Origin of the sequence: Xanthobacter sp., assembly GCF_041911315.1 — a bacterium.
Lineage (GTDB): Bacteria > Pseudomonadota > Alphaproteobacteria > Rhizobiales > Xanthobacteraceae > Xanthobacter > Xanthobacter aminoxidans.
This window is the reverse complement of sequence record NZ_JAYRPE010000061.1, coordinates 1-24,732: the sequence shown is the minus strand read 5'-3', so window position 1 is coordinate 24,732 and position 24,732 is coordinate 1. Positions and strand designations below refer to the sequence as shown.

24 protein-coding genes and 1 pseudogene are annotated in these 24,732 nt (G+C 69.5%); 7 read left to right on the top strand and 18 right to left on the bottom strand.

Going from position 1 to position 24,732, the window contains the following annotated elements; all coding sequences use genetic code 11:
* Positions 1 to 16: 16 nt before the first annotated feature.
* From ACE3QW_RS17970 to ACE3QW_RS17955, 4 genes are all read right to left on the bottom strand, one after another.
* Positions 17 to 721: an ABC transporter ATP-binding protein gene (locus ACE3QW_RS17970; RefSeq protein WP_024277923.1), complete on the bottom strand. Its 705-nt coding sequence runs from the start codon at positions 719 to 721 to the stop codon at positions 17 to 19.
* On the bottom strand, positions 705 to 2,561 hold the full coding sequence (locus ACE3QW_RS17965) for an ATP-binding cassette domain-containing protein (RefSeq protein WP_029555081.1): 1,857 nt from the start codon (positions 2,559 to 2,561) through the stop codon (positions 705 to 707). Before ACE3QW_RS17965 ends, ACE3QW_RS17970 begins: the two co-directional genes overlap by 17 nt.
* Positions 2,562 to 2,565: 4 nt before the next feature.
* Positions 2,566 to 3,438, bottom strand: a complete 873-nt coding sequence (locus ACE3QW_RS17960) for a branched-chain amino acid ABC transporter permease (RefSeq protein ID WP_024277925.1) — start codon at positions 3,436 to 3,438, stop codon at positions 2,566 to 2,568.
* Between the two features lie 193 nt (positions 3,439 to 3,631).
* Positions 3,632 to 4,861, bottom strand: coding sequence for an ABC transporter substrate-binding protein (locus ACE3QW_RS17955; RefSeq protein WP_029555080.1), 1,230 nt, complete (start codon positions 4,859 to 4,861; stop codon positions 3,632 to 3,634).
* 300 nt (positions 4,862 to 5,161) lie between these two features.
* Between ACE3QW_RS17955 and ACE3QW_RS17950 the strand changes: the two genes are divergently transcribed.
* The 4 genes from ACE3QW_RS17950 to ACE3QW_RS17935 all read left to right on the top strand — a co-directional run bounded on the left by ACE3QW_RS17950 (position 5,162) and on the right by ACE3QW_RS17935 (position 8,462).
* Positions 5,162 to 6,145, top strand: a complete 984-nt coding sequence (locus ACE3QW_RS17950; protein ID WP_374252946.1) for an NAD(P)H-quinone oxidoreductase — start codon at positions 5,162 to 5,164, stop codon at positions 6,143 to 6,145.
* Positions 6,100 to 6,903, top strand: coding sequence for an SDR family oxidoreductase (locus tag ACE3QW_RS17945; protein WP_374252960.1), 804 nt, complete (start codon positions 6,100 to 6,102; stop codon positions 6,901 to 6,903). Before ACE3QW_RS17950 ends, ACE3QW_RS17945 begins: the two co-directional genes overlap by 46 nt.
* An 8-nt stretch (positions 6,904 to 6,911) precedes the next feature.
* Positions 6,912 to 7,652, top strand: a complete 741-nt coding sequence (locus ACE3QW_RS17940; protein ID WP_374252944.1) for an SDR family NAD(P)-dependent oxidoreductase — start codon at positions 6,912 to 6,914, stop codon at positions 7,650 to 7,652.
* Between the two features lie 69 nt (positions 7,653 to 7,721).
* Positions 7,722 to 8,462, top strand: coding sequence for a FadR/GntR family transcriptional regulator (locus ACE3QW_RS17935; RefSeq protein WP_374252942.1), 741 nt, complete (start codon positions 7,722 to 7,724; stop codon positions 8,460 to 8,462).
* A gap of 369 nt (positions 8,463 to 8,831) precedes the next feature.
* On the opposite strand, the gene ACE3QW_RS17930 is transcribed toward ACE3QW_RS17935, so the two are convergent.
* The gene (locus tag ACE3QW_RS17930) at positions 8,832 to 9,875 is read right to left on the bottom strand and encodes a hypothetical protein (protein ID WP_374252941.1); all 1,044 of its coding nucleotides are present in this window, start codon (positions 9,873 to 9,875) and stop codon (positions 8,832 to 8,834) included.
* A gap of 98 nt (positions 9,876 to 9,973) precedes the next feature.
* Here ACE3QW_RS17930 and ACE3QW_RS17925 point away from each other — a divergent pair, with 98 nt between their 5' ends.
* Complete coding sequence (locus tag ACE3QW_RS17925; RefSeq protein WP_250168194.1) at positions 9,974 to 10,672, top strand: TIGR00266 family protein; 699 nt, start codon at positions 9,974 to 9,976, stop codon at positions 10,670 to 10,672.
* Positions 10,673 to 10,755: 83 nt separating this feature from the next.
* Here ACE3QW_RS17925 and phnN read toward each other — a convergent pair whose 3' ends face one another.
* The 8 genes and pseudogenes from phnN to phnG form a co-directional block, all read right to left on the bottom strand.
* Positions 10,756 to 11,349 (bottom strand): phosphonate metabolism protein/1,5-bisphosphokinase (PRPP-forming) PhnN, encoded by a 594-nt coding sequence (gene phnN, locus ACE3QW_RS17920; RefSeq protein ID WP_374252939.1) that lies wholly within the window; start codon positions 11,347 to 11,349, stop codon positions 10,756 to 10,758.
* A complete protein-coding gene (locus ACE3QW_RS17915; protein WP_374252937.1) occupies positions 11,346 to 12,482 on the bottom strand; it encodes an alpha-D-ribose 1-methylphosphonate 5-triphosphate diphosphatase in 1,137 nt (378 codons plus the stop codon). The genes phnN and ACE3QW_RS17915 overlap by 4 nt, the downstream gene beginning before the upstream one ends.
* A 109-nt stretch (positions 12,483 to 12,591) precedes the next feature.
* Entirely contained in the window at positions 12,592 to 13,380 is a 789-nt protein-coding gene (phnL, locus tag ACE3QW_RS17910; RefSeq protein ID WP_374252935.1) for a phosphonate C-P lyase system protein PhnL, read from the bottom strand.
* A gap of 95 nt (positions 13,381 to 13,475) precedes the next feature.
* Entirely contained in the window at positions 13,476 to 14,255 is a 780-nt protein-coding gene (gene phnK, locus ACE3QW_RS17905) for a phosphonate C-P lyase system protein PhnK (RefSeq protein WP_374252933.1), read from the bottom strand.
* A gap of 146 nt (positions 14,256 to 14,401) precedes the next feature.
* Positions 14,402 to 15,274, bottom strand: a pseudogene (locus ACE3QW_RS17900) (alpha-D-ribose 1-methylphosphonate 5-phosphate C-P-lyase PhnJ); the annotation flags it as partial.
* A gap of 26 nt (positions 15,275 to 15,300) precedes the next feature.
* Positions 15,301 to 16,569: a carbon-phosphorus lyase complex subunit PhnI gene (locus ACE3QW_RS17895; RefSeq protein ID WP_374252931.1), complete on the bottom strand. Its 1,269-nt coding sequence runs from the start codon at positions 16,567 to 16,569 to the stop codon at positions 15,301 to 15,303.
* A gap of 3 nt (positions 16,570 to 16,572) precedes the next feature.
* Positions 16,573 to 17,187, bottom strand: a complete 615-nt coding sequence (phnH, locus tag ACE3QW_RS17890) for a phosphonate C-P lyase system protein PhnH (protein ID WP_374252929.1) — start codon at positions 17,185 to 17,187, stop codon at positions 16,573 to 16,575.
* On the bottom strand, positions 17,187 to 17,687 hold the full coding sequence (phnG, locus tag ACE3QW_RS17885) for a phosphonate C-P lyase system protein PhnG (protein WP_280938438.1): 501 nt from the start codon (positions 17,685 to 17,687) through the stop codon (positions 17,187 to 17,189). The genes phnH and phnG overlap by 1 nt, the downstream gene beginning before the upstream one ends.
* Before the next feature lie 152 nt (positions 17,688 to 17,839).
* Here phnG and phnF point away from each other — a divergent pair, with 152 nt between their 5' ends.
* Both phnF and ACE3QW_RS17875 read left to right on the top strand, forming a co-directional pair.
* Entirely contained in the window at positions 17,840 to 18,637 is a 798-nt protein-coding gene (gene phnF / locus ACE3QW_RS17880) for a phosphonate metabolism transcriptional regulator PhnF (RefSeq protein WP_250168187.1), read from the top strand.
* Positions 18,638 to 18,697: 60 nt separating this feature from the next.
* Positions 18,698 to 19,339: a pyridoxamine 5'-phosphate oxidase family protein gene (locus ACE3QW_RS17875; RefSeq protein ID WP_250168186.1), complete on the top strand. Its 642-nt coding sequence runs from the start codon at positions 18,698 to 18,700 to the stop codon at positions 19,337 to 19,339.
* Between the two features lie 207 nt (positions 19,340 to 19,546).
* Here the strand turns inward: ACE3QW_RS17875 and phnE (ACE3QW_RS17870) are convergent, their stop codons facing one another.
* The 5 genes from phnE (ACE3QW_RS17870) to ACE3QW_RS17850 all read right to left on the bottom strand — a co-directional run.
* Positions 19,547 to 20,407, bottom strand: coding sequence for a phosphonate ABC transporter, permease protein PhnE (gene phnE / locus ACE3QW_RS17870; RefSeq protein ID WP_374252926.1), 861 nt, complete (start codon positions 20,405 to 20,407; stop codon positions 19,547 to 19,549).
* Positions 20,404 to 21,288, bottom strand: a complete 885-nt coding sequence (gene phnE / locus ACE3QW_RS17865) for a phosphonate ABC transporter, permease protein PhnE (RefSeq protein WP_374252958.1) — start codon at positions 21,286 to 21,288, stop codon at positions 20,404 to 20,406. Before phnE (ACE3QW_RS17865) ends, phnE (ACE3QW_RS17870) begins: the two co-directional genes overlap by 4 nt.
* A gap of 351 nt (positions 21,289 to 21,639) precedes the next feature.
* The gene (gene phnD, locus ACE3QW_RS17860) at positions 21,640 to 22,548 is read right to left on the bottom strand and encodes a phosphonate ABC transporter substrate-binding protein (RefSeq protein ID WP_374252925.1); all 909 of its coding nucleotides are present in this window, start codon (positions 22,546 to 22,548) and stop codon (positions 21,640 to 21,642) included.
* Between the two features lie 86 nt (positions 22,549 to 22,634).
* A complete protein-coding gene (gene phnC / locus ACE3QW_RS17855) occupies positions 22,635 to 23,447 on the bottom strand; it encodes a phosphonate ABC transporter ATP-binding protein (RefSeq protein WP_029555060.1) in 813 nt (270 codons plus the stop codon).
* A gap of 731 nt (positions 23,448 to 24,178) precedes the next feature.
* Positions 24,179 to 24,732, bottom strand: a 554-nt coding sequence (locus ACE3QW_RS17850) for an amidase family protein (RefSeq protein ID WP_374252923.1), incomplete at its 5' end; no start/stop codon positions are given.

The window sequence follows — 24,732 nt, the reverse complement described above, 5'->3', positions numbered from 1 at the left end:
GGGCAAAGGTCCGGTCTCAGATGCCGAGATAGGCGGTCTTGATGTGCGGGTCGGCGAGCAGGCCCGCGCCGGTGTTCTCGATGGCGATCTCGCCGTTCTCGATCACATAGGCGCGGTCGGCGATCTTCAGCGCGTGGAACGCTTTCTGCTCCACGAGGAGAACCGTGGTGCCGCTCTTGCAGATGCGATCGATGACATCGAACATCTGCCCGACGATGATGGGGGCGAGGCCGAGCGACGGCTCGTCCAGCATCAGGAGCTTCGGCTTCGCCATCAGCCCGCGGGCGATGGCCACCATCTGCTGCTCGCCGCCGGAGAGGGAGCCGGCGAGCTGGGAGAGGCGCTCGCGGACGCGGGGGAAGATGTCCAGCACCTCCTCGAAGCGCTCCATCATTCCGGCACGGACGTTCGGGTGGTAGCCGCCCATCAGCACGTTGTCGCGCACGGTCATGACAGGGAAGAGCTGGCGCGCCTCCGGCACCATGATGAGGCCGGAGCCGACGATCTCGTCCGGGCTCATGCGGTCGATGCGCTTGCCGTCGAACTCGATGGAGCCGGAGGTGGGCTTCACAAGGCCGGAGATGGTGCGCAGCAGGGTCGTCTTGCCGGCGCCGTTGGAGCCGATGATGGTGACGACCTCGCCCCGCCCCACGTTCAGCGAGAGGCCCTGGAGGATGACGGTCCGGCCGTAGCCGGCGGTCACGTCAGAGACCTTGAGCATGGACGAAATCCTCCCCGAGATAGGCCTCGATCACCCGGCGCTCGCGCACGACGGTCTCCGGCGCGCCCTCGGCGATCACCTTGCCGCTGTCGATGACGACGATGCGGTCCGAGAGGCTCATGATGGCCTGCATGTTGTGCTCGATGGCGATGACGGTGACGCCGCTGTCGCGAATGGCACGCACCAGCTCCACCATCTTCAGCGTGTCGGACTGGCTCTGTCCCGCCATCACCTCGTCGAGGAGGAGGATGGTGGGCTCGGTGGCCAGCGTGCGCGCCACTTCCAGCCGCTTCAGGCCGCCGATGGGCAGGGTGCCCGCCTCTACGTCCTTGAGCTCGTAGAGGCCAACCGTGCGGGCGACGCGCAGCGCCACGGCGCGGGCGTCGTCCACCGAGCGATGGCGCAGGAAGGCGCCGATCATGATGTTCTCCAGAACCGTCAGCTTGCCGAACGGCTGGACGATCTGGAAGGTGCGGCCGATGCCGAGGCGGGCGAAGGCGTCGGGCGTCTTCGGCTGGTGCCATTTGCCGTCCTGTCCCAGCAGTTCCACCGTGCCCGCATTGGGCGCGAGGAAGCCGGAGAGCTGGGCGAAGACGGTGGTCTTGCCGGCGCCGTTGGGGCCGATGACGCCGAGGATCTCGCCGCGCTTCAGGGTGAGGGACACGTTGTCGGTGGCCACCAGACCGCCGAAGCGCTTCACGAGGTTGGTCGCCTTCAGCACGGGCTCGCCGACCGTGCCGCCCACCAGCTTGGCCGCGGGTGCAACGGTCTCCGGCCGGGTCCGCCCGCCGCCGGGCAGGCGGTCGATGAGGCGGGTGACGAACGGGCCGAAGGTGCCCACCAGCCCGCCGGGCAGGGTCAGGGTGATGACGACCAGCACGGTGCCGTAGACGAAGCCGTGCAGGCCGTTGGCCGAGGCCCCGAGCCAGCCGCGGGCGAGTTCCGCGAGCGGAACCACCAGCACCGTCCCGAGGAGGGGCCCCGCCACCGTCCCGAGGCCGCCGATCAGGGCGAACATGGCGATCTCGATGGCGGTGGCGAGAGAGAACAGCGTCGCCGGCTCCAGGAACGTCATGTACATGGCGTGGAAGGTGCCGACCGTCGCCGTGAGCGCCGCCGAGATGGCGATGGCCCACAGCTTGACGCCGTTGATGTTGATGCCCGCCGCCTGGGCCGCGCTGTCGCGTTCGCGCACGGCGGTGAGGGCATAGCCGAGCCGCGAGTTGCGGATGGCGTAACTGACCGCGAGCGACAGGAGCAGAAGGCCGAAGGCGATGTAGAGATAGTTGATCTTCTCGCGGAAGATCATCCACGGCCAGCCGATCTGGAGCGGCACCACGAGGCCGGCCGAGCCGCCGGTGAGGCCGTTGAAATGGATGGCGAGCAGCCGAACCACCTCAAGGAAGGCGATGGTCGCCAGCGAGAAGAACGGCCCGCGCAGCCGGAAGCAGGGATAGCCGATGCCGACGGAGACCAGCGCCGCCAGCGCCGCGCCGCCGATCATGCCGATCCAGGGCGAGAGGCCGAAGCTGTCCAGAAGCAGCGCCGCCGTATAGCCGCCGATGCCGTAGAACACCGTGTGACCCAGCGAGAGCTGGCCGGCATAGCCGCCGAGGATGTTCCACGCGGTCGCCAGCGCCCCGAACACGCAGATGGTGACGAAGACGTGGATCACGAAGGTCGAGCCCGACCAGGCCGGGATGATGACCAGCAGCGAGAGCGCGAGGAGCGCGCAATAGACCCGCGGATTTGCGAGACGCGCGAGGAGGGAAGGGCCGCCGGAGGCCGCCGGCGAGGACTTCCCGGCGGTGGAGGCGGGCGAGGAGTCTTGAAGGCTCATCGGATCACTCCGTGCCGCGGCCGAGGCCGAACAGGCCGGTGGGCTTGAAGATGAGAATGGCGAGGAAGAGCGCGAAATAGACGACTTCCTTCAGGTCGGGGGCGATGTAGTAGCCGGAGAGGCTGTCCACGAGGCCGATGATCATGGCGCCGAAGAAGGCGCCGTACATGGAGCGCATGCCGCCCAGCACCACCACCACGAAGGCGGTGAGCACGAAGTAGGTGCCGATGGTGGGCGTCACCGGATAGAGCGGCATCACCAGCGCCGCGGCGAGGCCCACGCAGCCGGCGCCGATGCCGAAGGCGATGACGTAGATCTGGTCCACCTTCACGCCCATCAGCAGCGCCGCGTTGCGGTTCTGCGCGGTGGCGCGGATGGCGCGGCCGAGCGCGGTGGACTGCATGAAGAGGTGCAGCCCGGCGACCAGCGCCAGGGCGCACACGAACATCACGAGCTGTCCCTTCACCAGGGAGAAGCCGCCCACCATCACCGAGCCCTGCGCGGCCGACGGGGGGATGGAATAGAGGTCCGCGCCGAACACCAGCAGCGCGAGGTTCACCAGCGCGGTGGAGAGGCCGACTGTCGCGAAGATCTGGATGTGCTCCTCGGCCCCCAGCAGCGGCTGGATGAGGAAGCGCTGCACCGCTGCACCGATGGCGAACAGCAGGATCACGATGGGCACCGCGGCGGCATAGGGGTGCAGGCCGAACTTCGCGGCCAGCAGATAGGCGGCATACATGCCCACCATCAGGAACTCGCCGTGGGCGAAGTTCACCACCCGCACGATGCCGAAGATCAGGGTGAGGCCGACGCTGATGATGGCATACATGCTGCCGAGCAATATGCCGTTGAGCACCAGCTGGATAAGAACGTCCATCGCGCTTGGCTCCAGTGCGCAGGTGGGTGAGGCGTGCCGTCGGGGCGCAGCGAACCGGCGCCGCGCCGGGGCAGGGGCGCGGCTTCGGCCGAGGGCGCAGCGGGCTGCGCCGGTCCGGTGTCGAAGGGCCCCGCCCGGAGCCAGACCGGGCGGGGCAGGGCGGCGCGGGAGGTCCGCCGCCTCAGTTTGATGCTCAGTTGGCGCCGATGCCGGTCTTCATCTTGGCGACAGCGGCGTCCGTCGGGAACACGGTGACGAGGTTGCCGCCCTGCCACTGCATCAGGAAGGGCACGGCGCGGGTGTTCTGGCCCTGCTCGGAGAACTTGGCGCCCCAGCCGGTCGCGGTCTGGCCCACCGGGATGTCCACCGCGAGGACGGCGGCGCGCACCTTGTCGGCATCCGTGCTCTTGGCGCTGGCGATGGCGTCGAAGAACACCTTGGCGCCCATGTAGTTGGCGAGCGAGTGGCCGGAGCGCGGATCGATGCCGTACTTGGCCTTGTACTTCGCCGCGAACTCGGTGATGCCGGGCGCCGCCTTGGGGTTGGTGTTGTACTGGGTGAAGTCCACGTCGAGGGCGCCTTCCATGTTCTCCGCGCCCACCGCCTGCATGGTGTCACGGGTGGAATAGCCGCCGCCGGCGCCCATCACCGCCTTGGGCTTGTAGCCCTGGTCCTTCATCTGGCGGAAGAACAGCACGGTGTCGTTCTGGTAGGAGGTCTGGAGCACCACGTCGGCACCCGCGGACTTCAGGCGCAGGATGACCGGGGTGAGGTCCACCGACTTCGCCGAATAGGGCAGCACCTCGACCACGTTGAGGCCCTTCTCCTTGGCGCGGGCCTTCTGATAGCCGGAGACGGTCTGGCCGTAGAGGCTGTCCTCGTGGATGATGCCGATCTTGAGATCGCCGGGCTTGGTGTTGAGCGCCGGGGCGATGGCCTCGATGATCGAATCGACCATGCGGTTGGCGAAGTCGCGCGCCGTGGCGTTGGTGCGGAACACGTACTTGAAGCCGCGCTCGGTGATGGGATCGGAGATCGCGCCCAGCTCGAAATAGGGGATGTTGGCGAGCTCGGTCACCTGCGTCGCCGCCAGCGACAAAGACGAGGAATAGGTGCCGAAAATGGCCGAGACCTTGTCCACCGAGGTGAGGCGCCGGGCCTCGCCGACCGCCTGGTTGGGATCGACCGCGTCGCCCTTGATGAACTCGATCTTCTGGCCGTTGAGGCCGCCGGCCGCGTTGCGCTCTTCCACCGCCAGCTCGAAGCCGCGGAAGCTCTCGTCGCCGAGCAGCGCGAGGGTGCCGGAGAAGGGATAGAGGGCGCCGAACTTCACGGTGCCCTGGGCCGCTGCGGGCTGGGTCGCAGCCAGCGGCACGGCAGCAAGCATTGCGGCGGCAATCGCCGCCCGCGCAAACAACTTCATGGTTTCCTCCCTCCGCCGACCCCGGTTCGGGCCGGGCGATTCAAACCGTTGCTCGGGCACGGTTTTCGTGCCCTTCGGCTGCGGTCCGGCGTGGTGGCCGGTCCGTCTGGCGAGGCGGATAATGCAGATAACCAAGTTGCCTGACAAGTACGACCTATGTATTTTCCTCGCCGACCAGAACGCGCCGTGATGAGGGCGCCGCCGGGACCGGGCGCGGCCGCAAGGACCGCCGCCGACAGGTGCCGGAAAGCCTCGCAGAAGGCGCAAGGGAGGAAGCCGGTGGCAGAGATTTCGAGCACGATGCGACAGGTCCGCTTTGCGGGCGCTGGCGGTCCCGAGGTGGTGACGGTCGAGACGGCGGACGTGCCGCGTCCCGGCCCCGGGCAGGTGCTGGTGGAAGTGGTGGCGGCGGGCGTGAATCGCCCCGACTGCCTCCAGCGCGCCGGCAATTATCCCCCGCCCCCCGGCGCCACTGACGTGCCCGGCCTCGAGATCGCGGGCCGCGTGGTCGCGCTGGGCGAGGGCGTCACCTCGCCGAAGATCGGCGACGAGATCTGCGCGCTGGTGATCTCCGGTGGCTATGCGGAATACTGCATTGCCGAGGCGCCCCTGTGCCTGCCGGTTCCCAAGCCGCTGTCCCTGCTGGAAGCCGCCGGACTGCCGGAGAACTATTACACCGTCTACGACAACGTCTTCACCCGCGGCGGGCTGAAGGCGGGCGAGACCATCCTCATCCATGGCGGATCGAGCGGCATCGGCTCCACCGCCATCCAGCTCGCGCACCATGCCGGCGCGCGGGTCATCGCCACGGCGGGCTCCAAGGAGAAGTGCGACTTCTGCCTCTCGCTGGGGGCCGACGCGGCGATCAATTATCGCGACACGGATTTCGTCGCCGAGGTGAAGGCGCTCACCGATGGCAAGGGCGTCGAGGAAATCCTCGACATGGTGGGCGGCCCCTATGTGGCGCGCAACCTCCAGGCCCTCGCGGTGGAAGGCCGCCTCGTGCAGATCGCCTTCCTCCAGCCGAGCGAAGTCACCATCGACCTCATGCCGGTCATGCTGAAGCGCCTCACCTTCACCGGCTCCACGCTCCGCGCCCGCCCGGTGGCGCTGAAGAAGGCCATCGCCGATCTGCTCATGCGGGACGTGTGGCCGCTGCTGGACGCGGGCAAGGTGAAGCCCTTCATCCACGCCACCTTCCCGCTGGAACAGGCGCGCGAGGCGCATGCGCTGATGGAATCGAGCGCCCATCTCGGAAAGATCATGCTGGAGACCGGCCGGTGAGCGCGCGGGTTGCTTTCGTCACGGGCGCCGGCCGAGGGATTGGCCGCGCCCAGGCGGATGCGCTGGCCGATGCGGGCCTCGCGGTCGCCTATGTGGACCATGATGCGGCGCTGGCGAACGAGGCCGCGGAAGCCGCCGTCGCCCGCGGCGTCGCCGCCATCGGCCTTGCCGCCGATGTCTCCGACTATGCCGCCGTCGCGGCTGCCGCCGAGGCCGCAACTGCGGCGCTCGGGCCGGTGGAGGTGCTGGTGAACAATGCCGGCATCTCGCCCAAGAGCGGGGCGGATGGCCGCCGCTCGGAGGCCTGGGAGATGCCGCCGGAGGAATGGCGGCGGGTCATCGACGTGAACCTCACCGGCGCCTTCAATTGCGTGCGGGCGCTCTCGCCCGGCATGAAGGCGCTGGGGCGGGGCCGCATCGTCAACATCGCCTCGGTGGCGGGGCGCACCTATTGCGACATCGTGGGCGTCCACTATGCCGCCTCCAAGGCCGCCCTCATCGGCTTCACCAAGCATCTGGCGGGCGAGCTCGGCCCCTACGGCATCACGGTGAACGCCATCGCCCCCGGCCGTATCGACACGCCCATGATGCGTGGCACCGCCTCCACCGCCAACGAGGCGGTGCGCCTCTCCACCCCGCTGCGCCGTCTCGGCCAGCCGGAGGAGGTGGCGGCGACCTGCGTGTTCCTCACCTCCGACGCCTCGGCCTTCGTCACCGGACAGGTGGTGGACGTGGCCGGCGGCTGGCTGATGACCTGAGGCGCGTGATGATCGACTTCACCGGCAAGACCCTGCTGATGACCGGCGCCAACGGCGGCATCTCCCGCGCCATCGCGCGGGTGTTCTTCGACCTCGGCGCCAATTGCGTGCTCACCGATCTCGACCATGCGGGCGTCTCCGCCTTCGCGGCGGAGCTGGACCCCACCGGCGCCCGCGTGCTCCCGCTCCGGCAGGATGCGGCGAAGCCGGAAGAGGCGGATGCCGCGCTCAAGGCGCTGGCGGAAAAGTTCGGCACGCTGGACGTGCTCGTCACCTCGGCCGGCCTCTACCGCGAGCGGCGGGTGGCGGAGATGACGGACGACTATTGGCGGACCGGCATCGCGGTGAATCTGGACGGGGTGTTCTACACCTGCCGCGCCGCCATCCCGCATTTCGCCGAGGGGGCGTCCATCGTCAACGTCGCCTCCATGGCCGGGCACAGGGGCAGCGTCGGCCACGCGGACTATGCGGCGGCCAAGGGCGCGGTGCTGAATTTCTCGCGCACGCTGGCCCAGGAGCTGGCGCCGAAGGTGCGGGTGAATGCAGTGTCGCCCGGCCTCATCGACACGCCCATGGTGCGCCCGCTGATGGCGGCCAATGGCGGGGCGCTGCTCGCCAATACGCCGCTGAAGCGGCTGGGCACGGCAGAGGAGGTGGCGCGGGTCGTCGCCTTTCTCGCGTCCGATTGGGCAAGCTTCGTCACAGGCGAGACAGTGCATGTGAACGGTGGTCTTTATATTGCTAGCTGAGCCGTGGGGCGCCGCACCAGCAGCGGGCGCAACAACAACACACGGCCGCCGGAGGTGAGGGAACACAGGATGGCGGACCCCCGCGAAACGCCCCGCGCGATGCCCCGCGACATTCTCGGCCGCGCGCCCTCGCTCGCCGACACGCTGGCCCAGCGCCTGCGCGAGGAAATCGCCTCCGGCCGCCTCCAGCCCGGCGAGAAGCTGCCCACCGAGCACAAGATGTCCGAGACCTATGGCGTCAGCCGCCCCATCGTCCGCGAGGCGGTGGGCCGGCTGAAGCACGACGGCCTCGTGACCAGCCGGCAGGGGGCGGGGGCCTTCGTCGCCGATCCCGGCGCCGCCTCCTCCTTCCGGCTGGAAATCGCCGATCTCAGCGACCGCGCGGAGATGAGCGCCATCGTGGAGCTGCTGATGGCGGTGGAGGCCAACGCCACCGCCCACGCCGCCGTGCGCCGCACGCAGGACGACCTCGGCCGCATCCAGACCCAGCTCGACGCCATGCAGGCGGCGGTGTTGCGCGGCGAGCCGGGGGTGGACGAGGACATGGCCTTCCATCGCGCCATCGTGGAGGCCACGGGCAATCCCTATTTCCGCGACCTGTCCCAGTTCCTCGACCACCGGGTACGCCATTTCATCCGCACCGCCCGCGCCAACACCGCCCGCCTCGGCGGCCTCGCCCAGGCGGTGCAGGACGAGCATGTGGCCATCTTCTCCGCCATCGAGCGGCAGGACGCCCCTGCCGCGCGCGCGGCCGCCGAGGAGCACCTGCGCAACGCCGCCACGCGGCTCGCGCTCTATCTGAAGCCGTGAGCCTGTCCCGGAACGGGACGGTGGTTCGGGCGGGGCAGGGATGGAGCGGGAACGGGCCGTGACCGAATCAGGCGGCGGCCGGTTTTCGGGGTTTGTTCGTCCCCTTCTGTGCTGGCTGTCACCTCCTGACTTTGTAGGCCGTCATGCCCGGGCTTGTCCCGGGCATCCACGTGGAGCGGCTGGGAACCTGCCTTCGCACGGTGTCCTCTCGGCCCGACGTGGATGGCCGGGACAAGCCCGGCCATGACGGTGATACGGCGCGTGCATGTGTCCCAGAATCGGACGATCGATATCCCGCTCCGCGCACACAGCACGAACAGGGCGTGACCGAATCGGACGCCGCCCGGTCTTCCGGCTTTGTTCGCTCCCCTATCGCCCGACCGTCCGGAACCCGGCCTCCCCGGCGTCTGCATCGAAGAGATAGTCGAAGGTGTTCAGCGCCCGCACGGTGGTGTTGACGAAGGGCGGCCGGTCGCCGCGGCCGACGAGGATGACGCGCTCCGGCGTCACCGGATTGCTCCGGTCGCCCACCGTGAAGCTGTAGGCCGGGGCCGGCTGGCCCGCACCGGGGGAGATGGCGAGGCTGGCGCCGTCCGCCACCACCCGCCCGCCGCGCAGGCCGGGCACGGCGAGGCCGTCCGTCTGCGCCGGCGGCAAGGTCAGGTACATGATGGACACCCCGGTATCGAGCAGCAGCGTGCCGCAGGCGGCGGGCGTGCGGGCGTTGAGGGCGAGACAGGCGGTGATGGGTCCCCAGTCGCCCGTGGCGGGGTCGCTGGCGAGCTTCACCTTCTGGAAGGTCGCGCCGGTATCCTTCGCCAGCCCCACCTGCACGCCGCGCCGCGTCACCACATAGCCGCGCTTGAAATCGGCCGTGCCCGTCCCTGCCTGCCCCATGCCGGCCACGTTGAGGAAGGGGTTGCGCCCCGGCCCCGCGCCCGGCTGACGGTCCTTGGCGCGGGCGAAGCCGATGCCGAGCATGGAGACCCGGCGCGGCGCATCCATGGGCCGGCATCTGCGGGCATTGCGCAGGCAGTCGATGCGCGTCACCGCCAGCACCGGGATGGGCTGGGTGGTGACGCTGGTGCCGTCCGCCCCGGCCACCGTCACCGGCACCATCACGTTCACCCCGCGCATGATGCGGCCGGAGGAGGTGTAGGTGAGCTCGCCCGGCCCCAGTGGCGTCAATTGGTCGAAGCCGGGGATGGCGCTGGCCGAGACGACCACGCCGGTGGAGCCGGTATCCATGATCGCGCGGCGCGCCGGGCCGCCATTGATGGAGAGCGAGAGCGTCGGCGGGCGCAGGATGGGCGCGCCTTCGGCCGGGGCGTTGAGATAGGGCAGGACGGCGGGCTGCTGCGCCAGAGCGGGGGTCGCAATCAGCGAGAGGAGAAGGAGCGTTGCGGCGCGCATGGGCTTTTCCTCAGCTTGTTTCAGGCTTGGCCGGAAGGCTCGCTTGCGTGGGCCTGTCCTCACCCTAATCTCGGTGCGGCCTTACCGGGAGAGATAACATGCGCCACGAGATTTCCGGAACGACGCTGCCCGTGCTCACCTTCACGCTGGCGCCGGGCGAGACCGTGCTGGCCGAGACGGACCGTCTCTCCTGGATGACGTCCAACGTCGCCATGCGCACCACCACGGCCACCGGCGGCTCCACCGGCTTCTTCGGCGCCATCGGCCGCGCGCTGGGCGGCGGCGGGCTGTTCATGACGGAGTTCACCGCCGAGGGCGGGGAGGCGCTGGTGGCGTTCGCCGCCACGGTGCCCGGCAGCATCTTCGAGATGCAGGTGGCGCCGGGGCGCGGCTATCTCGTGCACCGCCACGGTTTCCTCGCGGGCGCGCCGACGCTCTCCCTCGGCGTCGGGGTGCAGCAGACGCTGGGGGCCGGCGTGTTCGGCGGTGATGGCTTCATCCTGCAGCACCTCACGGGCGAGGGCTCGGCCTTCATCGAGCTGGGCGGCGAGATCGTCAGCTATACGCTGCAGCCGGGGCAGGATCTCCTGGTGCATCCCGGCCATGTGGGCATGTTCGAGGACAGCGTTTCCTTCGAGATCACCACCGTGCGCGGCGTGAAGAACATGCTGTTCGGCGGTGATGGCCTCTTCCTCGCCCGCCTCGCCGGCCCCGGCACGGTGTGGCTCCAGTCGCTCACCCCGTCCAAGCTCGCCCACGCGCTCCAGCCCTACCTGCCGGCCGGCGAGCGGCGGTAGGGTCTATGCCGTCAGCCCCGGTCCTTGACCGGGGCCAAGCGGGTCCGCTCAGGCGCCGCGCGGGCTTTCGGGGCTGGCCCCGGTCAGGCGACCGCGACCAACTCCTCGGCGATGAAGTCGGTCAGGCGCGCGCCGCCCTCGGCGGGCGTGCCCACATTGTCGATGGTGAGGTCCGGGGCCACGTCCAGCTCCGGCGCGCGGGCGAGGCGTTCGGCGATGTCGTCGGCGCTCTCGCGGCCGCGCATGGCGAGGCGCGCGGCGCGCACCGGCACCGGCGCCGTCACATGCACCACCCTGACCCGCGCGAAGCGGCGGCGGGCTTCCGGCAGCGTGGCGCGGGAGCCGTTGGCCACCACCACGCCGCCCTGGCCGATCACCTCGGCGACCTCCGGTCCCAGGGCGTAGCTGAGCCCATGCGCCCGCCAGAACAGGGGAAAGCGCCCCTCGGCGAGCAGAGCGTCGAACTCGGCTTCCGACAGCGTGCCGTGCGCCTCCCCCGCTCCCGAAGGCCGGGTGACGAGGCGGCGGGCGAACAGCACCCGCGGGTCGCCGGAAAAGCGCGCGCGGGCGATGTCGATGAGGGTGTCCTTGCCGGCACCGGAGGGGCCGACCACGAGGAGCAGGGTGCCGGGGCCGAACCTGTCGCCAGCCTTTGCGCCGGCCGCATCTTTCGTCATGCCACGCGCCGTCCTTCCCGCCACACGCCCTTCACCACCGGCATCTCGCCGGCCAGCGCCACCCGCACGAGGTCGGCGCGGCGGCCGGCCGTGATCTCGCCGCGATCGGCAAGGCCCGCCACCTCGGCCGGGGTCTTGGTGATCATCCGCACCGCTTCGGGCAGCGCAATGGAGGGCACCCGGTGGGTGAGGTCGAACGCCGCCCAGAGTAGGGACGAAGGCACATAGTCCGACGAGAGGATATCCAGCCGGCCGCCCCGCGCCAGCGATTCCGCCGAGACGTTGCCGGTGTGGGAGCCGCCGCGCACCAGGTTCGGCGCGCCCATCAGCACCCGGATGCCGGCCTCGTGGGAGAGGCGCGCGGCTTCCTCGGTGGTGGGGAATTCGGCGATGGCGACGCCGTCGCCGATGGCCTCGGCCACATGCTCGGGGGTGCCGTCGTCATGGCTTGCGACCACGCAGCGGTGGGCGTGGGCGAGGGCCACCAGACCCGCTCGGTTCTCGCGGGCGTAGCGTTCGTGGAAGTCGAGCCGTGATGAGACGATCACGTCCATCTCCTCGGCGCTGATGCCGCTCTTCTTCATGTAATAGGAGCGGAACTGGTCGATGGTCGCAAACTGCCGCTGGCCCGGCGTGTGGTCCATGAGCGAGATCAGGTGCACGGGCGTCTTCTTCAGGATCGCCTCGGCGTCCTGAACCACCGTGTCGGTGGGCACCTCGCACCTGAGGTGGATGAAATGGTCGGCGCGCAGCGCATCGGCGGCGCGGGCCGCCTCCAGGGCGGCGATGAGGAGCGGCGCGTCGCCGTCCATGCCCACCGCCTTCTTGTCCGGCCACACCCGCAGGGAATCGAACACGGTGGTGATGCCCGAGGCGGCGATCTGCGCGTCGTGGGCCAGCATGGCGGCAAGGGGGTTCCAGCGCACCTTGGGACGGGGGGCGAGGTGGCCCTCCACATGGTCCGTGTGCAGCTCCACAAGGCCGGGGAGGAGATAGTCGCCCTCCATGTCCTCGGCGCCGGCCGGCACCACGCCGCTCCCGATGGCGGAGATGACGCCGTCCGTGACACTCACGTGGCCGGACACGATCTCGTCGGCGAGGACGAGGCGGGCGTTGGCGAAAACCTGTCTCATGAAAGGGGCTCCGGGATCAGTCCAGCGGCCCCGGTCTTGGACCGGCGCCGAGGGCGCGCTGAGGCGCTACGCGGGCTCGACCCGCGAGCCGGGCTCGCGGGCGTGGGGATCAGGCTTCGAAGCGGGTGACGTCCACCACCCGGTCGGCGACGGCTTCGCGGGTCTCGGCATCGTGGAAGATGCCGAGCAGGCCCGTGCCCGCCGCTTTCTTCTCGCGGATGAGGTCGATGACCACCTGCCGGTTGGCGGCGTCCAGCGAGGCGGTGGGCTCGTCCAGCAGCAGAAGCGGCTGGGAGCCGATGAAGCCGCGCGCCACGTTCACGCGCTGCTGCTCGCCGCCGGAGAAGGTGGCCGGCGGAAGCGACCACAGGCGCTCGGGCAGGTTGAGCCGGGCGAGCAGGGTGCCGGCGCGGGCCTTGGCGGTCTCCTCGTCCACGCCTTCCGCGCGCAGCGGCGCCGCCACCACGTCGAGGGTGGAGACGCGGGGGATCACCCGCAGGAACTGGCTGACATAGCCGACGCGGGCGCGCCGGAGCGCCAGCATCTGCCGCGGGGCGGCGCCCGCCACCTCGGCGAACGCTTCACCATCGGCGATGCGCACGGAGCCGGTGTCGATGCGGTAATTGCCATAGACCATCTTGAGGATGGAGCTTTTCCCCGCCCCCGACGGCCCGCCCAGCGCCACGCACTCGCCGGCGTGGACGTCGAAGGTGACGCCGGAGACCACGGGAAGGGTGAGCCCGCCGCGCAGGTGCAGGGTGAAGCTCTTGGCGAGGTTTTCGACGCGGAGGAGGAGGTCTTGCGTGTCCCGGATCAGCGACGGCGTAGCCGGAGCGCCGAGCCGGGACCCAGCGCAGGCCTCCTGCGCAGCAGGCAAAGCTTGAGCGGTGGTTGGCATGGAAGCGCCTTCGGCGGAATGTTGCGCTGGGTCCCGGCTCGCGTTCCGCGCCACAGGTGGCGCTGCACTTGGCCGGGACACGGAAGTCTCGTTCATCATGCCGCAAGCACCGAGGAGACGAGGAGCTGAGTGTAGGGCTCGCGCGGGTCGTCGAGCACCTGATCGGTGAGGCCCTGTTCGATCACGCGGCCGGACTTCATCACCATGATGCGATGGGAGAGCAGCCGCGCCACCGCCAGATCATGGGTGACGATGACCACCGCGAGGCCAAATTCCTCCACCAGCTGGCGGATGAGGTCGAGCAGGCGGGCCTGCACCGACACGTCGAGGCCCGAGGTCGGCTCGTCCATGAAGACGAGGCGGGGGCGGGTGACGAGGTTGCGGGCGATCTGCAGGCGCTGGCGCATGCCACCGGAGAAGGTGCGCGGGTCGTCGTCGATACGCTCGGCGGCGATCTCCACGCGCGAAAGCCAGTCGGTGGCCTCGCTGCGGATGTTCTCATAATGGCGCCAGCCGACCGCCATCAGCCGCTCGCCCACGTTTCCGCCGGCCGAGACCGCCATGCGCAGCCCCTGCTCCGCATGCTGGCGCACGAAGCCCCAGTCGGTGCGCAGCAGCAGCCGGCGCTCGGCCTCCGAGAGGGTCGCGAGATCACGCGTGGCGCCGTCTCGCATCCGGTAGGTGACGCTGCCGGCGGAGGGGGCCAGCTCGGTGGAGAGAAGGCCGAGCAGGGTGGACTTGCCGGAGCCGCTTTCTCCGACGATGGCGAGCACTTCGCCCTCGTGCAGGGTCAGGTCCACGTCGCGGCAGCCGAGGCGGTGGCCGTAATATTTGGCGAGGCCCCGGGCGGTGAGGAGGGGGGTATCGGTGGTCATCGCGCCTCTCCGTTCCCGGTGGCGGGGAACCCCTCACCCGTCTCGCGGCTGCGCCGCGATCCACCCTCTCCCGCAAGGGGAGAGGGGGTACCCGCGGTATCGCTCCCCTCTCCCCTTGCGGGAGAGGGGCCGGGGGTGAGGGGGGCGCTCGGAGCGGCATAAGGCGCGCTCATGGTCCCCGTGTGCCCCTCCGCCTGGCGGGTGGAGCAATGGTCGGTGTCGGAGCAGACGAACATGCGCCCGCCCTTGTCGTCGAGGATCACCTCGTCGAGATAGACGCCGGTCGCCCCGCACAAGGCGCAGGGTTCCTTGAAGGCCTGCACCTTGAAGGGATGGTCCTCGAAATCCAGCGACACCACCTGCGTGTGGGGCGGGATGGCATAGATGCGCTTCTCGCGCCCGGCGCCGAACAATTGCAGGGCCGGGCTGTCGTTCATCTTGGGATTGTCGAACTTCGGGATGGGGGAGGGGTCCATCACGTAGCGGCCCTCCACCTTCACCGGATAGGCATAGGTGGTGGCGATGTGGCCGTGGCGGGCGATGTCCTCGTAGAGCTTCACCTGCATCAGGCCGTAATCGGCCAGCGCATGCAGGCGGCGCGTCTCGGTCTCGCGCGGCTCCAGATAGCGCAGCGGCTCGGGGATGGGCACCTGGAAGACGATGGTCTGCCCCGCCTTCAGCTCCGCCTCCGGGATGCGGTGGCGGGTCTGGATGATGGTGGCGTCCTGCGTGCGCGTGGTGGTGGCGACGCCCGCCGTGGTCTCGAAGAAGGTGCGGATGGCCACCGCATTGGTGGTGTCGTCCGAGCCCTGGTCGATCACCTTCAGCACATCGTCCGCGCCGAGGATGGCCGCCGTCACCTGCACGCCGCCGGTGCCCCAGCCGTAGGGCATGGGCATCTCGCGCGAGGCGAAGGGCACCTGATAGCCGGGAATGGCGATGGCCTTGAGGATGGCCCGGCGGATCATCCGCTTCGTCTGCTCGTCGAGATAGGCGAAATTGTAGGTGATGGCCGGCATGGAAGAGGCGGCGGTGGCGGGCGCGTTCATTCGGCGGCCTCCTTCATCTCGTCAGGGGCTTCGGCCTCCGCGCGCATGCGGCGGATGAGGTCGAGTTCGGCCTGGAAGTCCACGTAGTGGGGCAGCTTCAGGTGCTCCACGAAGCCGGTGGCCTGCACGTTGTCGCAATGGGAGAGGACGAATTCCTCGTCCTGCGACGGGGCGCTCTTTTCCTCACCCAGCTCCTTGAAGCGCAGCGCGCGGTCCACCAGCGCCATGGACATGGCCTTGCGCTCGGACTGGCCGAACACGAGGCCGTAGCCGCGGGTGAACTGGGGCGGCTCGGTGGCCGAGCCCTTGAACTGGTTCACGCTCTGGCACTCGGTGACGGCGATGTCGCCCAGCGGCACCGCAAAGCCCAGCTCCTCCACAGGAAGGCTCACCTCCACCGTGCCGAAGCGGATTTCGCCCACGAAGGGATGGGTGCGGGCATAGCCGCGCTGGGTGGAATAGCCGAGCGCCAGCAGGAAGCCCTCGTCGCCGCGCGCCAGCGCCTGCAGCCGCAGCGGCCGGTCGGCGGGGAAGGAGAGCGGCTCGCGGGTGAGGTCGCGCGGCGGTGTGCCGTCGTCAGCCGGGGAGGGCTCGATGAGACCCTCGCCGCCGAGGAGATCGGTGACGCGGGGCATCCGGGTTTCCCCCCTCTCCCCTTGCGGGAGAGGGGCCGGGGGTGAGGGGTCAGGCCTCTCCCCCAAAGCGGCGCTCGCTTCCCGGCGCTCCTCCCCCTCACCCCAGCCCTCTCCCGCCCGAACTCGGCTGCTGCCGAGTTCGGTTCGTGGAGGTCGAAGTCGGCAAAAGCCGACTTCGAGGGGAGAGGGGGCGGGCTGGCGCGGCGCGTCGGCATCGCTCGCGTGTGTCGCCAGCCGCTCGTCCATCAGGCGGTGGGTGTAGTCGAAGGTGGGGCCGAGCACCTGCCCGCCGGGCAGGTCCTTGAAGGTGGCGGAGATGCGCCGTTCGATGCGCATGGCGCCCGTATCCACCGGCACCGAGGCGCCGAAGCGGGGCAAAGTGGTGCGGAAGGCGCGGGCGAGGAAGATGGCCTCGATCAGGTCGCCCCGCGCCTGCTTGATGGCGAGGGCCGCCAGCTCCCGGTCATAGAGGGAGCCCTCGGCCATCACCCGGTCCACGGCGAGGGAGAGCTGGCCGGCGATCTGGTCGAGCCCGATCTCCGGCACGCTTTCCTCGCCGCGCCGCTTCTTGGCGAGCAATGCGTGGGCATTGCGGATGGCGGCCTCGCCGCCTTTGACGGCCACGTACATGGATCAGTCCTCCATCACGGGCTTCACCGTGCGCGGCAGGCCCAGAACGCCCCCCGGCGCGGTGAGGATGAGGTCGATGCCGAGCGGGTAGAGCGCCCGGTTGGCGGCAAGCCGCGCCGGCAGGTCGGACGGCAGCGGCGCAGCGGAAAAGCTCCGGCGGCCCTTGATGCCGGGGCCTTCGATGACGATCGCGTCGGTACCGAAGTCGCTGACCTGCACGATCAGCGTCGCCGAGCGATCCGGATAGTCCGGCTCGCCCTGCGCGAAGGCGCCAAAGTCCGGTAGCGCCGCCGCGTCGGCGATGAACGCGAAGCGGGCGGCTGCGGGGTCGTCCACCACCGGCGCGCCGGTGTGGAAGCGCAGGAAGGCGGCCACGGCCGGCGCGGCGGAGAGCGTCGCGTCGAGGAAGACGGGCGTTTCATAATCGAGCAGCGCGAGGGCGCAGGCGGCGGCCTCGCGGGAGAGCGGCGCGGGCGGGTCGAGGTCGCTCGCCAGTGGCACGGGAAGACCCGGCTCGGCCATGGCGCGCATCACGGCGGCAAAGCTGCGCTGGGCGTCGTGCACCGGATCGGCGAAGCCGGCGGCGAGGGCGGGGACGGCGAGGGCAGGGATGGCCATCAGTCTTCTCCCCGCGCCATGGTGAAGAAATTGACCTTGGTGGCCTCCGTCTCCTCAGCCGCGCGCGCCGCTTCCACCGCGAGGCGGCGCCGCACGGGGGTGAGCGCGTCGGTGACGGCGAGGCGCAGCGCCGCGTCCTGCCACAAAGCGTCGAGGATGGCGGCGGCCTCCGCCTTCGCCGGGTCGCGGCCGAGCAGATAGGAGACGCCGGTGGCGCCGCCCGCGAGCTGCACGGCGGCGCGGGTCACGGTCGCCTCGCCCAGATTGAAGGGGGCGCCGTCGCCGCCGGTGCGGCCCTGCACCATGATGAGGCCGGCCTCCGCCGGGCGCAGCCGTTTCAGCTGCGGCAATGGCTGGAAGCGCTCCACGGCGGCCTGAAGCTCGGCGCGGGTGGCGCGGGCATAAAGGCCCATCATCACCTCCCGCGCGGCCTGCTCGGCGGCGGGGTCGGGAACGGCGGCGATTTGCGGCTCGGTGATGTGCGGCGGTTCGGACCTCACGGGCGGTCTCCAGATGTCCCTGACCCTGGCGCAAACGGGCGAACCCTGCCGCGGGGCCTTGCTGGACATGGTTTGTATAATAGTCTATACAAATGTGCAAGAAGGTATCTGCGCCCTTTGCGATTTCGCGGGGCGGACGTGGAGAGGCAGGAATGTCTGGTGCGCCGCGCAGTCTCGCCGCCGATGGTCACAGCCCGATGACGGAGGACGAGGCATCGCCAGCCGTGCCCTCCGTCGCGCGGGGCAGCGGCGTCACTTTGTGGCGGCAGATCGCCGAGAAGCTGGAGGCGGACATCCTCGCCGGCACGCTCGCGCCCGGCGTGCGCCTGCCGGTGGAGGCCGAGCTGGCCGAGCGGTTCGGCGTCAATCGCCACACCCTGCGCCGCGCGCTCTCCCATCTCTCCGAGGCCGGGCTGATCGAGGCGACGGCGGGGCGGGGCACCTTCGTGAAGGAGCCGCCGCTGCGCTATCCCATCGGCGCGCGCACCCGCTTCTCCGAGATCGTGGCGGCGGGCGGGCGCGAGCCGTCCGGCCGGTTCCGCGGCTCCACGGTGGAGGCGGCGGATGCGGACGTTGCGCGCGAGCTGCAGCTCGCCATCGGCACGCCGGTGCTGCGCATCGAGACCACCCACGAGGCGGACGGCGTGCCCATCTCCTGCGGCTCGGCCTGGTTTCCCGCCGCCCGCTGCCGCGACCTCGATCTCATCTATGAAGCCACCGGATCGCTGACGCGGGCGCTGGCGACACTGGGCATCGAGGATTTCCGCCGCCGCGAGACGCGCATCACCGCCCGTCCCGCCAATCCGCGCGAGATGGACATTCTCTCCCTCGCCCCCGGCCGCGCGGTGATGGTGCTGGAGCGGCTGGACGTGGAGGCCAACGGCGCGCCGCTGCAATGGGGCCGCTCCTCCTTCGCCGCCGACCGGGTGCAGCTGGTTTTCAAGCCCTAGGTGCTTGCGTCAGCCCAATGGTTTGCGCGAAAAGTAGGTATCCGAAGGAGGTTCTGCCCCATGGCCGTCGTCGCCGATGAAGCCGCCCTGCGCCGTCTCTATGGTGCTGCTGCCGGACGCAGCGTCGCCAAGCAGCTGGACCGGCTGGACCGCCACTGCCGGCACTTCATCTCGCTGAGCCCGTTCGTGCTCATCGCCACGGCCGATGCCTCCGGCGCCGCCGATGTCTCGCCGCGCGGCGATGTGCCGGGCTTCGTCGCGGCGCGCGAGCGCGACCTGCTCATTCCCGACCGGCCGGGCAACAACCGGCTGGATTCCCTCACCAACATCCTCGCCACGGGGCAGGTCGGCCTGCTCTTCCTCATTCCCGGCGTGGACGAGACGCTCAGGGTGAACGGCAATGCCTTCATCCATGACGACGAGGAGCTGACGCGCCTCTTCACCGTCGGCGGCAAGGCGCCGCGCACGGTGCTGCGGGTGGAGGTGAAGGAGGCCTATCTGCACTGCGCCAAGGCCTTCATGCGCTCGCGCCTGTGGGAGCCGGAGGCGCAGGTGGAGCGCACCCAACTGCCCACCATGGGCGAGATGCTGCGCGACCAGATCGCCGCCAAGGACGCCGCCGGCGCCGCCTCGTCCTTCGCAATTGAGGCGCCGGAGAGCCAGGAGCAGATGGTCGCGCGCTATCGGGAGATTCTGTACTGAGGTTGAGCGAGACGCCGTTTCAGCGCACCGTCATGCCCCGGCTTGTCCGGGGCATCCACCCCTCCGCCAAGCCGGGTGTCTGAACAACCGTACACCCCTCCGGCCCCGAAGTGGATCCCCCGCACAAGGCGGGGGATGACTGCGGAGCAGGCGGGGGAGCGGAGGAAAGGGCCCCGGGTCCGTCCCAAAGGCGATCTGTCCGCGCGTTCACCCGATGCGGGATTTGCCGATGATGGCGAAGCGCAGGCGGGAGGAGATGAAGTCGATCACCGCCACCATGATGAGCATCATCAGGACGAGGAACGACACCTTCTGCCATTCCAGCACCCGGATCTGCTCGGCGAGGTGAAGGCCGAGGCCGCCCGCCCCGACGATGCCGACGATTGTGGACTGGCGGGCGTTGGACTCGAAGTAATAGAGCAGCTGGCTCGCCAGCACCGGCAGCACCTGCGGCAGCATGCCGAAGCGCACCGCCTCCACGGGTGAGCCGCCGGTGGAGACGACGCCCTCCACGGGCTTCCGGTCCAGCGCCTCCACGGCCTCCGAGAACAATTTGCCGAGCTCGGCGAAGCTCGCGGTGGCGATGGCGAGGATGCCGGCGAACGGGCCGAGGCCCACCACCGTCACATAGATCAGCGCCCAGATCAGCCGGTCCACGCCGCGCACGGTGTCCAGCACGCGGCGCACGGCGAAATGGGCGAAGATGTTGGGAATGACGTTCTTCGCCGCGAGGAAGCCGAACGGGAAGGCGACGATGGCGCCGCCCAGCGTGCCGAGGAAGGCGATGGCCAGGGTCTCGCCCAAAGCATGCATGTAGAGCGGCAGCTGCGTGCCGGGATCGGGCGGCATCATCAGCGTGACGAAGTGCGCGAGCTGCGCGATGCCGCTGCCCAGCCGGTCGAAATTGAAGCCGAGCTGCCAGAAGCCGAAGGCCGCGATGCCGGCGAACACCGCGATGATCACGCCGACGCGGACCCGCGTGTTGATGGGCGGCGCGACGAGGTGGGGATGGGCGGCGGCAAGGCGCGCGCGCTCGTCTCCGGAAAGGCGGATGCGGGCCCGGCTCATCGCTGCGCTCCGAAGCCGAGCAGGCGGTGGCGGACCTGCTCGGTGACGAGATCGATGATCATCACCGCCGCGATGATGAGGAGGAGGATGGCGGAGACATCGGAATAATAGAACTTGCGGATGGCTTCCACGAGATCCTGCCCGATGCCGCCGGCGCCGACGAAGCCCATGATGGAGGCCTCGCGCACGTTGATCTCGAAGCGCAGCAGGCCGTAGGAGGCGAAGTTGGAGAGCACCTGCGGCACCACGGCGAAGCGCACGGTGGTGAGCCAGGAGGCGCCGGAGGCGGTGGCGCCTTCCACCGGCTTCATGTCGATGTTCTCCACCACCTCGGCGAACAGTTTGCCGAGCGCGCCCATGGTGTGGATGGCCAGCGCCAGCACGCCCGGCAGCGGGCCGAGCCCGAAGGCCACCACGAACAGCAGCGCGAATACCAGCTCCGGCACCGTGCGGCAGAATTCCAGGAAGCGGCGGGCGCCGAGGCGGATCCACGGGCTCCTCACCAGATTGGCGCTGGCGAGGAAGCACAGGCAGAAGCCGCCGATGGCGCCGATGAGCGTGCCGAGATAGGCGATCAGGATCGTATCCAGCAGCAGCTTCAGCCAGTGGTCGAGGTTCCAGTACCACTCGGACAGATCGGCGCCGAGAGTGTCCCAGTGGAGGACCGGCGTGATGCTGCGGAAATAGTTGGGCAGCCGGTCCGCGTGGGCGAAGAACACGTCCGGCTTCACCTCGCCCATCCAGGCGGCGAGCACGGTGCACACGGCGATCACGCCGAACATGATCAGCGTATGCCGCCGCCGCGCCCGCACCGCCGCATCGTAATGCGCGATCAGCGGGGCGATCTGCTCGTCGGGCAGCCGGGTGATGGCGTGGGACAAGACCATGTTCTCCCTCGCGCCCCGGCCGACTGGAACGGAGCGGGAGCGCAGTGGAAGGAGAGCCGGGGCCCAGCGCAACACTGCGCCGGAGGCGGCTCAAGCGATGAGGCCGGCGGGCCACGGACGGCTGCGCCGGACCTTATCCTGGACCCCGGATCAGCGCTCCGGCTGCGCCGTCGCTTGTCCGGGGAACGGGTTTCTCTCCGCCGTCATGCTCCGGCTTGACCGGAGCATCCATCTTTCCCCCCGGTGCAGCTTGCCAGCCCCTCCCATGGGGCCTCCGGTCAAGCCGGAGGACGACGGAGAAAGGGGCCTGCGGCACGCGGCCGAAGAGGGGCGGCCGGAACAGCCTCAGCTCTTCTTCTTGCGCAGTTCGTCCACGAACTTGTTCAGCTCGATGATGCCCACGTAGGATTCATTGTCGATGGGCTGCCAGAGCTGGCTCTTGCCTTCATAGATCTTGTCGAAGGCGGCCTTGTCGTTCTTCTCGATGGAGAAGAAGGCGTCGCGGATCTTGGCCTTCAGGTCGGCCGGCAGGTCCGAGAGATAGGCGTAGGGCGAGTTCACGATCTGGTCGGACTTGAAGATGATGCGGAAGTCGCTGTACTTCGCCATCCCCTTGCGCTCCATGCGCCGGAGGTTGGACTCGTTCTCGTCGTTCCACCAGTTGAAGGCGGCATCGCACGTGCCCTGCTGCACGCCGATCACCGCGTTCTCGTGGGAGCCCGCATAGACCACCTTGCCGAAGAAGTCGTCGGGCTTGAGGCCCATCTTGTTCAGGGCGAAGCGCGGCACGTTGTTGCCGGAGGTGGAGTTGGGATCGACGAGGCAGAGGTTCTTGCCCTTCAGGTCCTCGATGGACTTGTAGGGGCTGTCGGCCTTCACATAGAGCACCGAGTGATAGCCCTTGGTGCCGTCCGCATTCACCTCGATGGCGAAAGCGTCGATCTTGGCACCGGTCATCAGCGCGCGGGCGAAGGAGGAGGGGCCGTAATAGGCCATGTGGATGTTGCCGGCGCGCTGGCCCTCGATCACCGCGGCATAGTCGTTGGCGACGCGCAGCGTCACCTTGGTGCCAAGCTGCTTGGTGAGATAGTCCATGAGCGGCTGGTAGCGATCGGTCACGCCGCTGCCGTTCTCGGCGGGGATCACCGCGAACACCAGCTCGGGATACTTGGCCTTCCAGTCCTGCGCGGCGGCGCCGCCGGCGGACATGACGAGCGCGGCGGCGGCCGCGATCAGGCTACGACGGTTCAGCATGTCTCGTGCTCCTGTCGGACGAAATCGAAACTGGGCAAGCAGGGTCGGCCGGCCCGCGGTCGCGGGTCGGCGCGGAAGGCACGCGCTCAGGCGAGCGCGGCCGCTTCGGGGATGCCGTCGTCGGCGGCGACGGGACGCCGCGCGGGCGTGTCCATCACCTCGCCGGCCTCCAGGCCGTAGAGATCGTGCGCCACCTGCTCGGTCAGCGCCGCGGGCGCGCCGTCGAACACCACGCGACCCTGCGCCATGCCCACGAGGCGGTCGCAATAGGTGCGGGCGAGGTCGAGGGAGTGCAGGTTGCACAGCACGGTGATGCCGAAGTGCTTGTTGATGCGCAAAAGCGCATCCATCACGATCTTGGTGTTGCGCGGATCGAGCGAGGCGATGGGCTCGTCGGCGAGGATCAGCGCCGGCTCCTGCGCCAATGCGCGGGCGATGGCGACGCGTTGCTGCTGGCCGCCGGAGAGGCTGTCGGCGCGCTGGGCGGCGAGGGGGGCGATGTCGAACTGGTCGAGGGCGGAGAGGGCGATGGCCCGGTCATCCGCGCTCCAGCTCTTGGTGAGGGCGCGCCAGGCGGGAACGGTGGCGAGGCGGCCCATGAGCACGTTGGTCAGCACATCCAGGCGGCCGACCAGATTGAACTGCTGGAAGATCATCGCCGCCTCGGCGCGCCATTGGCGCAGCGCGTGGCCCTTGAGGGCGGTGACGTCGCGACCCTCGAAGGAGATGCGGCCGGAGGAGGGGTCCTGCAGGCGGTTGACCATGCGCAGCAGGGTGGACTTGCCGGCCCCGGATCGGCCGATGACGCCCACGAAGGCGCCCTGGCCGATGGCGAGGTTCACGTTGGATACGGCCTCCTTGTCGCCGAAGCGTCGGGTGAGGCCCTCGATCACCAGCATCCGGAGGCTCCCAGAGCACGCGCCGGCCCGCTTGCAGGGCAAGCCGGCCGGACAGCGCGGTCTCGATCACTGGCCGGCGGAGAATCGATCGGCCTGAGCCGAGGCGATCCACACCAGCGCGTCGGGAGGTTGGATAGCGCGGCTCCGCAACACCCATGTGACGATGCCGCGCCAAGCGCTGCGCCGTTCGGCCAAGGCGCCGTCAACGGTCGCGTCTCCGCGACTGTGACAGGCGGTTTGTGACGGCGCGCGCGGTCGTGCCGGCGGCGATGTCAACGACGTGTCATGAAGGGCGGGCAGAAGGGCGGCGGTATCCGGCGGCGCGACTGCCCGTGTTTCCGGACCTGGAACGAGTGGCGCCGGGGAGGTTGGCTCCCCGGCGCCTTCGATCGACCGGACCCCGGTTATTGCTGTTCTCGGGTCCCATGAGGGCGGTGGCGGGTCCTGACCTCAGACCAGACCGAGCAGCACAGCGCCAACGAAGCCGAAGGCCGCGCACGTCTCGATCACGGTGAGGAGATGGCCAAGTGTCACCTTATGCCTCGCAGGGTCGATCTTGAGAGAACTTTAACAAACTCTCAAAATGCGGAAAGAGGTAAGTTGTGCTGCATCGCCGCTGCAAAGTATTGCAGCGCATGACTTTCCGCAGTGCGGCGCGCGCCAAGTCGCGCCCCCTTCTACGCTTTCCCTTCCGCTGCGGCGCACGGTCGGCCGCGGTGGAATACTGCATGTCAGGCGGTAATGGCGGCTTCCACGAGGCTCGCGACGGCCAGCGCCTGCCGATCCCGCCCGAAACGCCCCACCACCTGCACACCCACGGGCATGCCATTGGCGGCCGAGAGCCCCGCCACGTTGATCGCCGGACACCCCATCAGCGTCCACAGCCGGTTGAAGATGGCCGAGCCGGTGGTGGCGAATCCCTCCGGTGCCGGGCCGGGGGCGGAGAAGGTGAGGATGGCATCCACCTCCGCGAACACATCCCCCAGCGCATGCCGCGCTCGCTTGGCGGTGCGGCGCGCGCCGTCATAAAGGTCGGGCGGAATGGCGCGGGCGGCTTCGAGATGGCCGCGCAGCAGGGGCGAGAGCCGGTCGCCGTCATAGTCCAGCTCGTCGCCGAGGGAGAGCGCGGCCTCGAAATCCTGTACGGTGCCATGGATGGCGTCGGCCGCCTCCAGCGCCTCGGGCAATTCCAGATCGAAGATGCGGGCGCCCCGCGCCTCGGCGGCACGGGCGGCGGCGTCCAGCGCGGCGTGGGCGTCGGGCGAGGCGGCGCTGGCGCGGGCGG

Excerpts from the sequence above, each read along its gene's own strand:
- ACE3QW_RS17970 (WP_024277923.1), bottom strand. The coding sequence starts at position 721 with ATGCTCAAGGTCTCTGACGTGACCGCCGGCTACGGCCGGACCGTCATC.
- ACE3QW_RS17965 (WP_029555081.1), bottom strand. The coding sequence starts at position 2,561 with ATGAGCCTTCAAGACTCCTCGCCCGCCTCCACCGCCGGGAAGTCCTCG.
- ACE3QW_RS17960 (WP_024277925.1), bottom strand. The coding sequence starts at position 3,438 with ATGGACGTTCTTATCCAGCTGGTGCTCAACGGCATATTGCTCGGCAGC.
- ACE3QW_RS17955 (WP_029555080.1), bottom strand. The coding sequence starts at position 4,861 with ATGAAGTTGTTTGCGCGGGCGGCGATTGCCGCCGCAATGCTTGCTGCC.
- ACE3QW_RS17950 (WP_374252946.1), top strand. The coding sequence starts at position 5,162 with ATGCGACAGGTCCGCTTTGCGGGCGCTGGCGGTCCCGAGGTGGTGACG.
- ACE3QW_RS17940 (WP_374252944.1), top strand. The coding sequence starts at position 6,912 with ATGATCGACTTCACCGGCAAGACCCTGCTGATGACCGGCGCCAACGGC.
- ACE3QW_RS17935 (WP_374252942.1), top strand. The coding sequence starts at position 7,722 with ATGGCGGACCCCCGCGAAACGCCCCGCGCGATGCCCCGCGACATTCTC.
- ACE3QW_RS17930 (WP_374252941.1), bottom strand. The coding sequence starts at position 9,875 with ATGCGCGCCGCAACGCTCCTTCTCCTCTCGCTGATTGCGACCCCCGCT.
- ACE3QW_RS17925 (WP_250168194.1), top strand. The coding sequence starts at position 9,974 with ATGCGCCACGAGATTTCCGGAACGACGCTGCCCGTGCTCACCTTCACG.
- phnN (WP_374252939.1), bottom strand. The coding sequence starts at position 11,349 with ATGACGAAAGATGCGGCCGGCGCAAAGGCTGGCGACAGGTTCGGCCCC.
- ACE3QW_RS17915 (WP_374252937.1), bottom strand. The coding sequence starts at position 12,482 with ATGAGACAGGTTTTCGCCAACGCCCGCCTCGTCCTCGCCGACGAGATC.
- phnL (WP_374252935.1), bottom strand. The coding sequence starts at position 13,380 with ATGCCAACCACCGCTCAAGCTTTGCCTGCTGCGCAGGAGGCCTGCGCT.
- phnK (WP_374252933.1), bottom strand. The coding sequence starts at position 14,255 with ATGACCACCGATACCCCCCTCCTCACCGCCCGGGGCCTCGCCAAATAT.
- ACE3QW_RS17895 (WP_374252931.1), bottom strand. The coding sequence starts at position 16,569 with ATGTACGTGGCCGTCAAAGGCGGCGAGGCCGCCATCCGCAATGCCCAC.
- phnH (WP_374252929.1), bottom strand. The coding sequence starts at position 17,187 with ATGGCCATCCCTGCCCTCGCCGTCCCCGCCCTCGCCGCCGGCTTCGCC.
- phnF (WP_250168187.1), top strand. The coding sequence starts at position 17,840 with ATGTCTGGTGCGCCGCGCAGTCTCGCCGCCGATGGTCACAGCCCGATG.
- ACE3QW_RS17875 (WP_250168186.1), top strand. The coding sequence starts at position 18,698 with ATGGCCGTCGTCGCCGATGAAGCCGCCCTGCGCCGTCTCTATGGTGCT.
- phnE (WP_374252926.1), bottom strand. The coding sequence starts at position 20,407 with ATGAGCCGGGCCCGCATCCGCCTTTCCGGAGACGAGCGCGCGCGCCTT.
- phnD (WP_374252925.1), bottom strand. The coding sequence starts at position 22,548 with ATGCTGAACCGTCGTAGCCTGATCGCGGCCGCCGCCGCGCTCGTCATG.
- phnC (WP_029555060.1), bottom strand. The coding sequence starts at position 23,447 with ATGCTGGTGATCGAGGGCCTCACCCGACGCTTCGGCGACAAGGAGGCC.